Genomic DNA, 13,605 nt, shown 5'->3' with positions numbered 1-13,605 from the left:
CTACAGGACAATTAGTATTTCATTTATTCACAACGTTTTCAGAATTTGAACTTAATATAATTTTAGAGATTCTTCAGCTGATTGAATGGTAGTTCATGATACAGTGTGATAGGGGATTTGAAGAATTGAATAAGTAAGATTTGAGTTTACTCAAAACGCTTTATGATAATGGCACACCAATTAAGATAAATGAAAAAATGGCAATTTTAAATACAACAATTTATCGTTACATCTGAATATATGGTTAGTGTATAAATTTTAAAATTAATACTTAATAAACATAATGTAGTGAAATATATGTTTAGAGCAATGCTTATATGTTATTATGAATTTAATAACCAAGTATTTATGAGATTGACTGATAAATGTATGTTATTACTTCGTATGAAAAGGTCTTAATTAAATTATTTTACAGTTTATAAAGTATAATATGAGCTAAAGCAAAAATGTAATGTTTTATATTATTATCTGAAGTTGCTCATTCTACATAAACATTGCTATTAAGACTGCTTTAAGAATTAAATTAAGGTATGGTGAAGTAAATGAATCAAGAAACAAACACTAAGCAAGAAACAACTAAGCAAAAGAAAGACAGGCTCAGATTAAGTTTTCCAGAGACACGATTTATGAAATTTTTTGGTGGTAAAGATTTAATTTTTGGCCTCATTGTACTCATATTGGTCGGATTTGCGATTTTTATTTTTGACCAAGTATCTTATATTTTTAAACCATTTATTATTGTATTTAATACAATAGCTGCACCAATTATCGTTTCTATTATTTTGTACTATTTACTTAATCCTTTAGTTAATTTAATGGAACGTTATAATATTGGACGTGCATGGGGAGTTATTATTCTATTTTTACTAATTGTCGGTGTTATATCATTGGCGATTAATTTACTTATTCCTGTAATTGGCACTCAAATTAAAAGTTTTGGTCATAATTTTCCTCATTATGTTGATAAAGTAAATGGTTTAATTGATCGGATTACTAAATATTCGTTGATATCTAATTCTTATAGTCAAATTCAAGACCAACTTGATGCATTGTCTAAGAAGATTCCATCAATGATTTCAGATTACTTTAATGGTTTTGGTACTAAAGTGAAAAATGTAGCAGAAGCATTAGTAAATGTCGGTGTCGTTATTGCTACAACGCCATTTGTATTATTCTTTATGTTGAAGGATGGCCACAAATTCAAAGAATTTTCAACGAATTTAATGGCACCAAAATTTAGAAAAGATTTTCATGATCTATTGGATAAAATGAGTGAACAAGTTGGTTCTTATATTCAAGGACAAATTATCGTGTCATTCTGCATTGGTATTTTATTATTTATTGGTTATAGCATTATTGGATTGGATTATAGTTTAATTCTTGCTTGTATCGCCGCGGTCACAAGTGTCGTACCATATATTGGTCCAACGATTGCAATTTCACCAGCAATTATAATTGCTTTAATCACTTCGCCAATTATGTTATTAAAGTTAATTGTGGTATGGACTGCAGTACAATTTATAGAAGGGCACTTTATTTCACCAAATATCATGGGTAAAACATTGAAAATTCACCCACTTACAATTATCTTTATCTTATTAAGTGCGGGTAATTTACTCGGTGTCGTTGGTGTCATTCTTGGAATTCCAGCTTATGCAATCTTAAAGGTATTAGTTACTCATTTATTCTATCTTTATAAGCGTAGATATAATAAATATTATGGTGATGATGCTGGAGATTATGAAATTAAAGACGAAGAAGTCAATCGTTAATAAGATAGTTGTATAACTAGATAAATAGTTCGCTTGAATAGGCGATGTTGAGATATTCGTCAAAAAATGAAATCAGCTCGCAAATGAATGTTAAAAGTTCATTTGCGGGTTTTTTTAATGGAAAATATTTCAATTAAAATGTTGAAATCAACGTAATTGATTGGTAGTACTAAAGTTGAATATGATAATACAAATGATATAAACATAATAAGTATGACGATAACGATGAATCAAAATAACAACAATAAAACAAACAAAAATATTTTTAAGCATTAAAGCAATTTTATCAATATTAAATATGACATTATTGTTAGCTCATGATTGCTTAATTATATTTCTTTGACAATTATATTGTGGTATATTTTTTATGAATATATGAAACTCGTAGAAATGAAGTGAAAAAATGTCAAAGGAAGTAAGAAGTAAACTGCTCTCTGTATTAAAGGTTGTATTTGCAGTTGCTTTATTAAGTTTTGTGATTTTTACATTGTATCGTGAACTTGCCCATATTAATTTTAAGGAAACTGTAAAAGCATTTGGCAAAATTAATAGTTTATGGTTAGTTGGATTGTTTTTAAGTGGTGGTGCTTCAATTGTTGTAATGTCTTTATATGATGTGATTTTAGCAAAAACATTAAATTTGCGTATTTCCATTTTACGAACAATTCGTATTGGTTATATTGTAAATGCGCTTAATTCAGTAATTGGTTTTGGCGGCTTTATTGGTGCTAGCGTAAGATTTTTATTTTATAAAGATACGACTAAGGATAAAAAGGCTTTAGTCCATACTATTTCAATTGTTTTAGTATCCATGTTAACGGGTCTAAGTTTATTGTCTATTTTGGTTGTATTACATATTTTTGATGTCTCGCACATTTTTAGTCCATTTCCATGGATAAGATGGTTGTTATATATCGTTGCATTATTCTTACCGATATTTATTGTTGTTACAATTCTTAAACCTGTTCAGCAAAGTGAAAAGTATCTAGGGGTATATTGTACTATCGTATCGGCAGTTGAATGGTTTGTTGCCGCATTAGTACTATACTTTGCTGCATATATTGTTGGTATCCATATTGCATTTCCTACCTTTATGGGCATCTTTATCATTGCTGCGTTATCAGGTCTCATTAGTTTTATTCCTGGTGGATTTGGTTCATTTGATTTAGTTGTGTTATTAGGCATGAAGGGGTTAGGCATTCCTGAAGAAAAAATCGTATTAGCAGTTCTGCTATATCGTTTTGCATATTATTTATTCCCATTATTGATTGCGTTGATTCTTTCAACCTTTGAATTTAAAGATACTGCAAAGCGTTATTGGGAAGATTCAAGGCTCAGTATTCCTGTAAAGGATATGTCTTCATTGCTAGCTTCATATCAAAAGGACGTATTGGCAAGAATACCATCATTTTCAATTGCAGTGCTATTAATGTTTACGAGTTTAATGTTCTTCTTAAATAACCTGACAATTATATACGATGGATTATATGCGCCAAACCATAATGTATATTATACAATTGTGGCAGTTCATACTTGTGCATGCCTATTGTTGTTACTAAATACGTTTGGTGTTTACTGTGGATCAAAACGTGCAATACTGTTTTCTATTATCTCTGCAATATTAATTTTCGGTGTGACAGCATATACTTATGCTTCGTTTATATTATTAGGTTGGTTGACTATTATCATCATACTGCTTGTACTATTTTATAGACGAGCTACAGTAATCAAACGACCGTTTAGATTTTCTAAGTTGATGCTAAGTGTGTTGATAGGTGCGATCATTCTATTTCTAAATCACATTATCATAACAAGTGCATTTGCAAGTTTAGATATTTATCATGTGGAAATTGATACATCTATATTACGCTATTACTTCTGGATAACTATTATTTTAGTTGCAATTATTGTTGGATTAATTGTCTGGTGGTTTGAACATCGTTATCGCGTTTTAAGGACGGATGAGTCACTTGAAATTTGTGAAGATATCATCGCTAAGTATGGCGGTCATTTCCTCAGTCATTTAATGTATAGTGGTGATAAGAAGTTCTTTATAAATGAACAACAAGATGCATTTGTAATGTATCGTTACAAAAATAATGCCTATATTGTACTGGGTGATCCAATTGGTAACTCGACTTCATTTAATACATTATTGGAATCATTTTATAAGGAAGCAAAATTTTTCGGCTATGATGTCATCTTCTACCAAGTAACGGATAAATATATGTCGCTATACCATAATTTTGGAAATCAGTTTTTCAAATTAGGTGAAGAAGCAGTTATTGATTTGAATCATTTCTCTACTTCAGGAAAAAAGAAGCGAGGTTTGCGTGCAACACTTAATAAGTTAGATGATAGTGGGTTAATCTTTGAAGTACTATATCCGCCATTTTCTAATAGTTTATTAGCTGAACTTAAAGCAGTGAGTGATGAGTGGTTAGGTGATAGAAATGAAATGCATTTTTCTGTAGGACAATTCGATAATTTTTATTTAAACCAGGCACCAATAGCCATTATTAAAAATAATGATAATAAAGTTATAGCATTTTCATCAATTATGCCGGTATGTGAGCATGAAACGATATCTGTAGATTTGATTCGTTGGAAGCTAGATATTGATGTACCATTGATGGATGGTTTATATTTAAAAATGCTTTTATGGGCAAAAGAACAAGGCTATAGCAAATTCAATATGGGAATGGCTACTTTATCAAATGTCGGACAAGTACAATTTTCATTCTATGGAGAACGTATTGCTGGAAGAGTATTTGAACATTTCAATGGACTATATAGATTCCAAGGATTAAGAAGATATAAAGAGAAATTTAAACCAGATTGGGAACCTAGATTTTTAGTATATCGTAAACACCATTCGCTTTGGCTTAGTATGTTAAAGGTAATGCGTGTAATTAGAAAGAAAAAGTAATACGAATGCTAGAAAAGTAACTAAAAGTAAATAAAGGAAAACATCAAAAAGGCCAAATCTTAATTAAAAGATTTGGCCTTTTTTTTTAGCTTAAATTCCATGACTTTAAGCTTTTAGGAGTTTAAGTGTAGTGCTTAATGGTTTGTGTAGCCAATAATTGGAGAAGTATTAACTACTAATAAACTAACTTGAATACTAGAAAAGTCATTTAATTCTAACTCTATATGACGATCATTACCCCTTTGCCGAAGGTATGTATATAATATAACATCGTAGGTAAGCGCTTTCAATAGTAGTTTAACTATTCTTCGAAATAAAAATTTACATTCTACTCTCTTTAATGCAATTTGATTTTAAATTGTTAATTTACATTTTTGTAAAAAGAGTGTAAAGTTTTAAAAATTGGTTTGACTAGTGTGTATAAAGTTTATAAACTCAATTTAAACTATCTTCTGACACGTAAATAGAGATTGTGTAGTGCTTATCGTTCGTTACTACCTGCAATAATTAAAAATTAATAATTCAAATGGTTGTATTGGATTTATAGATTGAAAATTAAGTAAGTAGGCTTAGGTGTTAAAAGTTGCGATTTTACTACTACATTATAAAGAAATTCAATTGCTTGATTTAATATGATAAATTCATCCTTTGAAATAATAAAGAGAATAGAGGAGAATAAATTGAAAAAATATTTTCATATTTTTTGGATTGCTTTGAAACTAGGTTTTGTTTCATTTGGGGGGCCAACTGCTCATTTGGGTTATTTTTATGACACATATGTTAAAAAGAAACGATGGCTTAATGAGCAAGAATATTCAAACCTTGTGGCTTTATGTCAATTTTTGCCAGGACCAGCAAGCAGCCAAGTGGGAATTGGTATAGGAACTATAAAAGGTGGAATTATAGGTGGGATTATTTCGTTTTTAGGATTTACTACACCTTCAGTAATTATTTTAATGGCTTTTTCGTTATTTTTTGCTAATGAAAATACACATTTTACATGGATTCAGGGGTTAAAATTGGTAGCTATTGCAATTGTAGCACAAGCAATTATTGGTATGGGCAAAAAACTTACTACTACTAAAACGACTATTACATTAGCATTATTTACTTTAACTTTGACACTGCTGATTGAGAATATTTTTATACAAGTTTTTTCTTTGATGTGTGTAGGTATGTATGGGTTGATATTTTTGAGAAATAAATCAAATAATCAACAAACACATAACAAATTATTTTATTTACCTAAACGTACGGGTTACCTTTCACTATTTCTGTTCTTTCTTTTACTATTCCTATTACCGTATATTAGAACGTTAACCAATAACGTCTGGCTTTCTATGTTTGATAGTTTTTATAGAGCGGGGGCATTTGTATTTGGCGGTGGTCATATCGTTTTACCATTATTGAAAAGTGAATTTGTCCCTCAAAACCTTATAACTTTAGAGCAATTTTTAACTGGGTATGGTGCTACTCAGGCAGTACCGGGACCACTGTTTACGTTTGCGTCATTTATCGGTACTGAAGTTGCTGGTATAGGTGGAGGTGTTTTAGCCACAATTGCTATATTTTTACCTGCTTTCTTATTATTATTTGGTGTCTTACCGTTTTGGGACAATCTTATTAATAATATCTATGCAAATGGGTTCTTAAAAGGAATTAGTGCAGGGGTAGTCGGAATTTTAATTTCTGCTTTTTACAATCCCATTTGGAAAACAACGATTCAATCAGAAATCGATTTTGCTTTGGTGAGCATTATGTTTGTTTTGTTAATGTATTTTAAATGGCCATCTTGGTCAATCGTCTTACTTGGTTTATTGTTTGGTATTGTATTTTATTAAATATTTAAGATGAACCATTACGTCATTTGCGTAATGGTCTTTTTTGCTATAAAAAGTAGAAAATTTTGACTGGATATAGATTTTATAAATTTTATGCAGAAAATAATACATCATCTATTCAATTTTGAAAAAATATGCTATTATGAAAACGGTTACATATATTGGTGGGAGTGACTACACTATGGCGACAATTAAAGAAGTTGCACAATTAGCCGGTGTGTCTGTAGCAACTGTTTCTAGAGTGATTAATAATAATGGTTATGTTAAAGCAGATACTAAGCTTCAAATTGAGCAAGCGATTAAGGAATTAAATTATAAACCTAATGAAGCTGCAAGAACGTTATTTAAAAAGAAATCAAAAATAATTGGTTTACTGTTACCTGATATTAGTAATCCATTTTTTATGTTAATTGCTCGTGGTGTTGAAGATATTGCTTTAAAGCATGGATTTCAAGTCTTAATTGGTAATAGTGACAATTCATTAGAAAAAGCAAAAGGATATATTAACACCTTTAATTCTCATAATTGTATTGGAATCATTTCTACTGCATTCGATCACCATTCAATTACTGAATTGATAGCAACGCAAAGTCTACCTGTTGTTTTTGTAGACAGATTAAACAAGGAACAAAATGGCATATCAACGAACCACTATAGAGGCGGTGAACTGCAGGCACAAATTGTAATCAATGGTGATGCGCAGCATGTATTGTTATTGCATGAGGACCTTACTATTGAAACATTCAAATTACGATATAAAGGTGCAAAGCATGTATTGGAACAAGTGAATATTAAGGTTACAGATTGTCCGGTTTCAACGTTGCAAGATGCTAAGTTATTCGAAACCATACTCACGACACAATATATTGATACTATTATTTGCAGTAACGATATGATAGCAATTCAAGTGCTAGGAATGATTCAACAATTAAATTATAAAGTTCCAGAAGCGATTCAAATTGTAGGATATGATAATATTCCTTTTTCTAAAATGACGTATCCACAAATTACTACGGTTGATCAGTCAGCATATCGTTTAGGTACCACAGCAGTTTCAAAATTATTAAATATTGATGAAGCGGATTGTGAACAAATTAAATTAATAATTAAAAAAAGACAAAGCACTAGAAATTAATGAATTTTATGTAACGGGTTACATATAGGAGAAAGGGGTTTATAAATGTATAAAACAGGTGTGTTAAATAGTGAAATTTCAAAGGTATTGAGTGATTTGGGACACACGGACAAAATTATTATTGCGGATTGTGGCTTACCGGTACCACAACATGTACACAAAATTGATCTCGCACTCACATTAGGACACCCCTCCTTTTTAGATGTATTTAATATAGTGAGTGAGCATATGAAGATTGAACGGATGACGGTAGCAACTGAAATTGAAAATGATAATAATCAATTATTTGAAGATTTAAAGGCTACTAATTTAACCATTGAAAGTGTAAGCCATGAAGAATTAAAAATGTTGAGTCATGATGTAAAAGCAATTATTAGAACTGGTGAAGCGACACCATATGCCAATGTAATCTTAACAAGTGGCGTTATATTCTAGGAGGTGAAATGATGATTGGTATGAATCAGATTTATAAATCTTTTGGTCAAAACGATGTGTTAATGGGCGTTGACTTAGAAATTCGTGAAGCGGAAGTCCATGCGCTTATGGGTGAAAATGGTGCTGGAAAAAGTACTTTAATGAAAATTTTAACTGGGGTTTATAAAGCAGATAAAGGTACAATTTATGACAATGATCACGAAGTACAGTACAAAAATACTAAAGATGCTGAAGAAAATGGGATTGCATTTATACAACAAGAATTAAATATTTGGCCTAATTTAACAGTTTTGGAGAATTTGTTTTTAGGAAAGGAAAAGGTGAAACGTTTCGGTCTAATTGATAATAAAACGATGCGTAAAGAAGCCTTAGCTTTATTTGAGAAGTTGAACCTCAAAATTGAATTGAATGAATTAGCGAGTAATTTATCTGTAGGTATGCAGCAAATGCTGGAAATAAGTAAAGCGTTAATGCAAGATGCCAAAATAATTATCATGGATGAACCTACGGCAGCTTTAACAAATAGTGAAATAACAGTGTTATTTGAACAAATCAATAAGTTAAAAAGTGAAGGCGTATCATTTGTGTATATCTCGCACAGAATGGAAGAAATTTTTGAGTTGTCAGACCGTATCACTGTCATGCGAGATGGCCGTTCAATATTGACGACACAAACAGAACAGACAACACAGCAACAAATCATCAAAGCAATGATTGGTAGAGATTTGGATCATCAATATCCGCATAGAAATTTTACTGCAAGTGAAACGATTTTAACTGTGCAAAATTTGAATAGCAAAGCGCATGGTATTGAAAATGTGAACTTTGAGTTGAATAAAGGAGAAATTCTGGGATTTAGTGGATTGATGGGAGCAGGTCGTTCCGAAATTATGCGTGTATTGTTTGGTTTGGATGTAGGTCAAATGCATGTTGAATTAGCAGGACAACCGCTTCATATTAACAATCCGAATCAAGCAATTAAGCAAGGATTAGCTTTTATTACAGAAAATAGAAAAGAAGAAGGTCTAGTATTACAAGATACAATTGTAGAGAATATGACATTACCTGCGTTAAAAAGCTTTTCAAAGACGAATTTGTTAGTACAATCATCAATGGATCAATATACTGATCAAATGATTCAACGCTTAAATATTAAAGGACGTAAAGAAAATAGTTGCATAGATTTGTCTGGTGGAAATCAGCAGAAAGTTGTATTGGCTAAATGGATTGCAACCGCACCTAGAGTGTTAATTTTAGATGAGCCGACAAGAGGTATAGATGTCGGTGCTAAGAGAGAAATATATCAATTAATGAATGAACTGACTGAACGCGGTATGTCGATTATTATGATTTCGTCGGAGCTTCCTGAAGTAATTGGTATGAGTGATCGAGTAGCAGTGGTTCATGAGGGACATATTGCAGGCATATTAAATAAAGATGAATTATCTGAAGAGCATATTATGACGTTAGCTACTGGAGGGAATTTAGATGCAACAATCTAAAATATCATTATCTTATTTAGAAAAAGTAATTCCATTTATCGGATTAATCTTACTTGTTATTATTATTAGTATTTTAAACAGTGCATTTTTGGAACCATCCAATTTATTTAACTTATTGAGACAGGTATCAATTAATGGGTTAATTGCATTTGGTATGACCTTTGTTATTTTAACAGGTGGAATAGATTTATCAGTTGGTTCCACTTTGGCTTTATCTAGTGCATTAGTAGCTATTCTCATGGTTTCTGGTGTTGATGGTATTATTGCTATTATTATCGGATGCATTTTTGGAGCAGTCTTAGGTGCGATTAATGGATTCTTAATTACTTTAGGGAAAATGGCACCATTTATTGCAACTTTGGCTACAATGACTGTATTTCGAGGCGTAACGCTTGTTATTACAGATGGTAATCCAATAACGAATTTAAACGGCAGTTATGCATTCCAATTGTTTGGACGAGGCTATTTTATTGGTGTTCCAGTTCCTGCCATTACGATGTTCATTACCTTTATTATTCTCTATGTGATACTACATAAGACGATATTTGGTAGACAGACTTATGCTATGGGTGGTAATGAGAAGGCTGCATTTATTTCAGGTATAAAAGTTAATAAACTGAAAGTGTGTATTTACGGTTTAGCAGGACTAATGTCAGCACTTGCTGGAGCGATTTTAACATCGAGACTTAATTCGGCTCAACCAACTGCAGGTATGTCATATGAATTAGATGCCATTGCAGCTGTTGTATTAGGTGGTACTTCACTAACAGGTGGTAAGGGTCGAATTGTCGGTACGCTTATTGGTGTATTGATTATCGGTGTGTTAAATAACGGTTTGAATTTGCTTGGTGTATCATCTTTCTACCAACAAGTTGTTAAAGGTGTAGTGATTATTATAGCAGTGTTGATTGATAGAAAGAATAAATAGGGGGGTTAGAGTATGAAGAAAATCTTTATTTGTTTAATTGCTGTACTATTATTTTTAACAGGTTGTTCGCTTGAATCCCCTTTAGAAAATAATAGTAATAGTAAATCGGATAAGAAGAAATCAGATATTGTAATTGGTGTTAGTATTTCTACTTTGAATAATCCTTTCTTTGTAAAAATTAAACATGGTATAGAAGATGAGGCGAAACGACAAGGCGTAAAGGTCAAGTTTGCGGATGCGCAAGATGATGCAGCAAAACAAGCTAATGATATCGATGATTTAATTCAGCAAAACGTAGACTACTTAATAGTAAATCCTACTGATTCAGACGCTATTTCAGGTAGCATACAAATTGCGAATGACCAAAATATTCCAGTAATTACTTTAGATAGAGAAGTTTCTAAAGGGAAAGTAGCGTCATTTATTGCTTCTGATAATGTTAAAGGTGGAGAGATGGGTGCACAGCTTATTGTTGATGAAATAGGCAAAGATGCCAAGGTGGCAGAATTAGAAGGTATTCCTGGTGCGAGTGCGACGAGAGAACGTGGTAAAGGATTCCATAATATCGCTGATAAATCATTGGATGTCGTTTCAAAGCAAAGTGCGAAATTTAACAGAACGGAAGGATTGAATGTCACACAAAATATTATCCAAGCGCATCCTGATATTAAAGCCGTCTTTGCTCAAAATGATGAAATGGCTTTAGGAGCAGTGGAGGCTATAGGCAATAAAGATATTAAAGTTATTGGTTTTGATGGAAATGAAGATGCGTTAAAATCAGTAGACAATAAAAAATTATTTGCAACAGTAGCACAACAACCTAGTTTAATGGGAGAAGAAAGTATTAAAACAGTTATGAAACTTTATGATGGTAAAAAGGTTGCTAAAAAGCATAAAATACCATTGAAAATGAAACAACAAAAGTAAATCATAGAAAATATCTTTTTAGATTATAATAATAAAGCGCATCGATTGAAATATTAAATTTTAATCGGTGCGCTTATTTGATAATGGGATAAGCCACAGTCGTATAATTTAATAAGAATATATACCAAATTATCGAGGTGTCTTATGTATTTCACATGTTTTTGGGTATTACTTGAATGGATTGTAGTACAGTTTATTCAAATTGTGAGTGTTGATGCCATATCAACAACAGACTAAACATCACTACTATTTTTATATTGATTGCGATCAGCTTGTTCTTTAGCATAGCGTTCAGGATTCTTTTTATAAAAATCTTGATGTTCTTCCTCAGCTTTATAGAATTCTGAAGCGGGTAAGATTTGTGTGGCAATCGCTTTGTCTTTATCGATTGTATGCTTTAACTTTTCTACATAAGCTTCAGCTAATTCCTTTTGATCATTATTTGTATAGAAAATAGCTGTCTGATATTGTGCGCCTCTATCTTGGAATTGGCCACCAGCATCTGTTGGATCAATTACAGAAAAGAATATTTCTAATAGTTTATTATACGAAAATAATGCGACATCATATTCGATTTCAACAGTTTCTAGATGCCCAGTTTCGCCAGTCTTCACTTGTTCATATGTTGGATTGTCGACATGACCTCCCATATAACCAGAGGTTACCTTTTCAATGCCTTCAAATGTATCAAATGGTTTGACCATGCACCAAAAGCAACCTCCGGCGAAGTATGCTTTGTTTATATTCATGATTAACATCCTTTCTATATTGGACTTTAGTACCATTTATTAAGTTTTTTCTTGATTTTTATACACTTTTTATATAAGTTAGTATATATTAATTATAGTACATAAATGTGCAATTTTGAAGATATAAGGTTGATACTAATGAGTGAAGACAAACAAAGCAACAATGAATCTACAGAAAAAAGAACGACCGACAGTTCTATGCGAAGAGTAAAAAAGAAGAGAATTAGAAAGTTTCCGTTTATTATTTTGATTTTCGTCGTAATCCTAGCTATTATTATTGGCTATTGTGTACATGGTTATCATTCAGGAATAGACTATGCTAAAGACCATGGTAAGACACTCAAAGCACATAAATTTAATGGTGCTTCTAAAAATGATGGCAAGATTACAATTATGGTACTGGGTGCAGATAAAGAGCAGGGTGGTATTTCACGAACAGACTCTATTATGATTGCGCAGTATGATTATATTCATAAGAAAATGAAAATGATGTCCGTTATGCGTGATATATATGCAGATATTCCAGGTAGTGGACAACACAAAATAAATTCAGCTTATTCAATTGGTGGTCCTGAATTATTGAGACAGACATTGAAGAAGAATTTAGATATTGATCCTGAATATTACGCAATCTTAGACTTTACTGGATTTGAGAAAATGATTGATGAACTTGAACCTGATGGTGTCCCAATTGATGTTGAAAAGGATATGTCAGCAAATATCGGCGTATCCCTAAAAAAAGGTAACCATCGACTAAATGGTAAAGAGTTATTAGGATATGCGCGATTTAGACATGACGCTGAAGGTGACTTTGGACGTGTGAGAAGACAACAACAAGTTATGCAATCACTGAAGAAGGAATTAGTGAGTCTAGATACATTACCTAAATTACCAAAAGTGGCTGGTATATTAAGAGGATATTTGAATACCAATATGCCAGATTCAGCATTGATACAAACTGCGTTAAACTTTGGTATTCGTGGTGATAAGAATATAGATTCTGTTACATTACCAATTAAAGGTACTTATCAAGATTTACAGACACCGACAGATGGTAGTGCTTTACAAATTGATAAAGCTAAGAACAAAGAAGAAGTTAAAAAGTTTTTAAATGAATAAATAATAATAAAGAAGCGTTCACTTTAGGAGTGAGCGCTTCTTTATTGTATTACCATTGTTATGTTTAGTCATAGATACTTTATTGATCTGATTTTCTTACGCCTGCAACACCGTAATGTGCAGGATTCATTTCTTCAATCACTACTTGGATTGCTTCTTTATTTGCACCTGTTGTTTTTTCAACTGCCTGAGTTACTTCAGAAACAAGTGCTTTGAGTTGCTCATCTGAACGACCTTCTAATAATTTTACATTGACGATTGGCATTGC

The 13,605-nt window shown here is 31.8% G+C and carries 11 protein-coding genes; 9 read left to right on the top strand and 2 right to left on the bottom strand.

Going from position 1 to position 13,605, the window contains the following annotated elements; translation table 11 throughout:
• Window positions 1–542: 542 nt before the first annotated feature.
• The 8 genes from ACF91D_RS24200 to ACF91D_RS24165 all read left to right on the top strand — a co-directional run bounded on the left by ACF91D_RS24200 (window position 543) and on the right by ACF91D_RS24165 (window position 11,469).
• Window positions 543–1,772 carry an AI-2E family transporter gene (locus ACF91D_RS24200; RefSeq protein ID WP_107527993.1) on the top strand — a complete coding sequence of 410 codons (1,230 nt, stop codon included), beginning with the start codon at window positions 543–545 and terminating at the stop codon, window positions 1,770–1,772.
• A 403-nt stretch (window positions 1,773–2,175) separates the two neighbouring features.
• Window positions 2,176–4,701, top strand: coding sequence for a bifunctional lysylphosphatidylglycerol flippase/synthetase MprF (gene mprF, locus ACF91D_RS24195; RefSeq protein WP_119624381.1), 2,526 nt, complete (start codon window positions 2,176–2,178; stop codon window positions 4,699–4,701).
• Between the two features lie 680 nt (window positions 4,702–5,381).
• The gene (gene chrA, locus ACF91D_RS24190; protein WP_232161378.1) at window positions 5,382–6,542 is read left to right on the top strand and encodes a chromate efflux transporter; all 1,161 of its coding nucleotides are present in this window, start codon (window positions 5,382–5,384) and stop codon (window positions 6,540–6,542) included.
• Window positions 6,543–6,723: 181 nt separating this feature from the next.
• Window positions 6,724–7,677 (top strand): LacI family DNA-binding transcriptional regulator, encoded by a 954-nt coding sequence (locus ACF91D_RS24185; protein WP_107527213.1) that lies wholly within the window; start codon window positions 6,724–6,726, stop codon window positions 7,675–7,677.
• Between the two features lie 45 nt (window positions 7,678–7,722).
• Window positions 7,723–8,112 carry a D-ribose pyranase gene (rbsD, locus tag ACF91D_RS24180; RefSeq protein ID WP_107527212.1) on the top strand — a complete coding sequence of 130 codons (390 nt, stop codon included), beginning with the start codon at window positions 7,723–7,725 and terminating at the stop codon, window positions 8,110–8,112.
• An 8-nt stretch (window positions 8,113–8,120) separates the two neighbouring features.
• Window positions 8,121–9,614 carry a sugar ABC transporter ATP-binding protein gene (locus tag ACF91D_RS24175; protein ID WP_182475600.1) on the top strand — a complete coding sequence of 498 codons (1,494 nt, stop codon included), beginning with the start codon at window positions 8,121–8,123 and terminating at the stop codon, window positions 9,612–9,614.
• Window positions 9,601–10,542 carry an ABC transporter permease subunit gene (locus ACF91D_RS24170; RefSeq protein WP_107527210.1) on the top strand — a complete coding sequence of 314 codons (942 nt, stop codon included), beginning with the start codon at window positions 9,601–9,603 and terminating at the stop codon, window positions 10,540–10,542. Before ACF91D_RS24175 ends, ACF91D_RS24170 begins: the two co-directional genes overlap by 14 nt.
• A 12-nt stretch (window positions 10,543–10,554) precedes the next feature.
• Window positions 10,555–11,469: a D-ribose ABC transporter substrate-binding protein gene (locus tag ACF91D_RS24165; RefSeq protein WP_107527209.1), complete on the top strand. Its 915-nt coding sequence runs from the start codon at window positions 10,555–10,557 to the stop codon at window positions 11,467–11,469.
• Between the two features lie 233 nt (window positions 11,470–11,702).
• Here ACF91D_RS24165 and msrA read toward each other — a convergent pair whose 3' ends face one another.
• The gene (gene msrA, locus ACF91D_RS24160) at window positions 11,703–12,218 is read right to left on the bottom strand and encodes a peptide-methionine (S)-S-oxide reductase MsrA (protein WP_107527208.1); all 516 of its coding nucleotides are present in this window, start codon (window positions 12,216–12,218) and stop codon (window positions 11,703–11,705) included.
• Window positions 12,219–12,356: 138 nt separating this feature from the next.
• Here msrA and ACF91D_RS24155 point away from each other — a divergent pair, with 138 nt between their 5' ends.
• Window positions 12,357–13,337, top strand: a complete 981-nt coding sequence (locus ACF91D_RS24155) for an LCP family protein (RefSeq protein ID WP_107527207.1) — start codon at window positions 12,357–12,359, stop codon at window positions 13,335–13,337.
• A 79-nt stretch (window positions 13,338–13,416) separates the two neighbouring features.
• On the opposite strand, the gene ACF91D_RS24150 is transcribed toward ACF91D_RS24155, so the two are convergent.
• Entirely contained in the window at window positions 13,417–13,602 is a 186-nt protein-coding gene (locus ACF91D_RS24150; RefSeq protein WP_042738753.1) for a 2-hydroxymuconate tautomerase, read from the bottom strand.
• Window positions 13,603–13,605 lie beyond the last annotated feature (3 nt).

The sequence above is a fragment of the Staphylococcus sp. 231237_7MaSpsaltlick genome (genome assembly GCF_043107035.1).
This window is presented reverse-complemented; position numbering and strand designations above follow the sequence as displayed.

Bases quoted from the DNA above. Each gene is read 5' to 3' on its own strand.
- ACF91D_RS24200 (WP_107527993.1), top strand. From the start codon at position 543: ATGAATCAAGAAACAAACACTAAGCAAGAAACAACTAAGCAAAAGAAA.
- msrA (WP_107527208.1), bottom strand. From the start codon at position 12,218: ATGAATATAAACAAAGCATACTTCGCCGGAGGTTGCTTTTGGTGCATG.
- ACF91D_RS24170 (WP_107527210.1), top strand. From the start codon at position 9,601: ATGCAACAATCTAAAATATCATTATCTTATTTAGAAAAAGTAATTCCA.
- ACF91D_RS24150 (WP_042738753.1), bottom strand. From the start codon at position 13,602: ATGCCAATCGTCAATGTAAAATTATTAGAAGGTCGTTCAGATGAGCAA.
- ACF91D_RS24175 (WP_182475600.1), top strand. From the start codon at position 8,121: ATGATGATTGGTATGAATCAGATTTATAAATCTTTTGGTCAAAACGAT.
- ACF91D_RS24155 (WP_107527207.1), top strand. From the start codon at position 12,357: ATGAGTGAAGACAAACAAAGCAACAATGAATCTACAGAAAAAAGAACG.
- rbsD (WP_107527212.1), top strand. From the start codon at position 7,723: ATGTATAAAACAGGTGTGTTAAATAGTGAAATTTCAAAGGTATTGAGT.
- ACF91D_RS24185 (WP_107527213.1), top strand. From the start codon at position 6,724: ATGGCGACAATTAAAGAAGTTGCACAATTAGCCGGTGTGTCTGTAGCA.
- mprF (WP_119624381.1), top strand. From the start codon at position 2,176: ATGTCAAAGGAAGTAAGAAGTAAACTGCTCTCTGTATTAAAGGTTGTA.
- ACF91D_RS24165 (WP_107527209.1), top strand. From the start codon at position 10,555: ATGAAGAAAATCTTTATTTGTTTAATTGCTGTACTATTATTTTTAACA.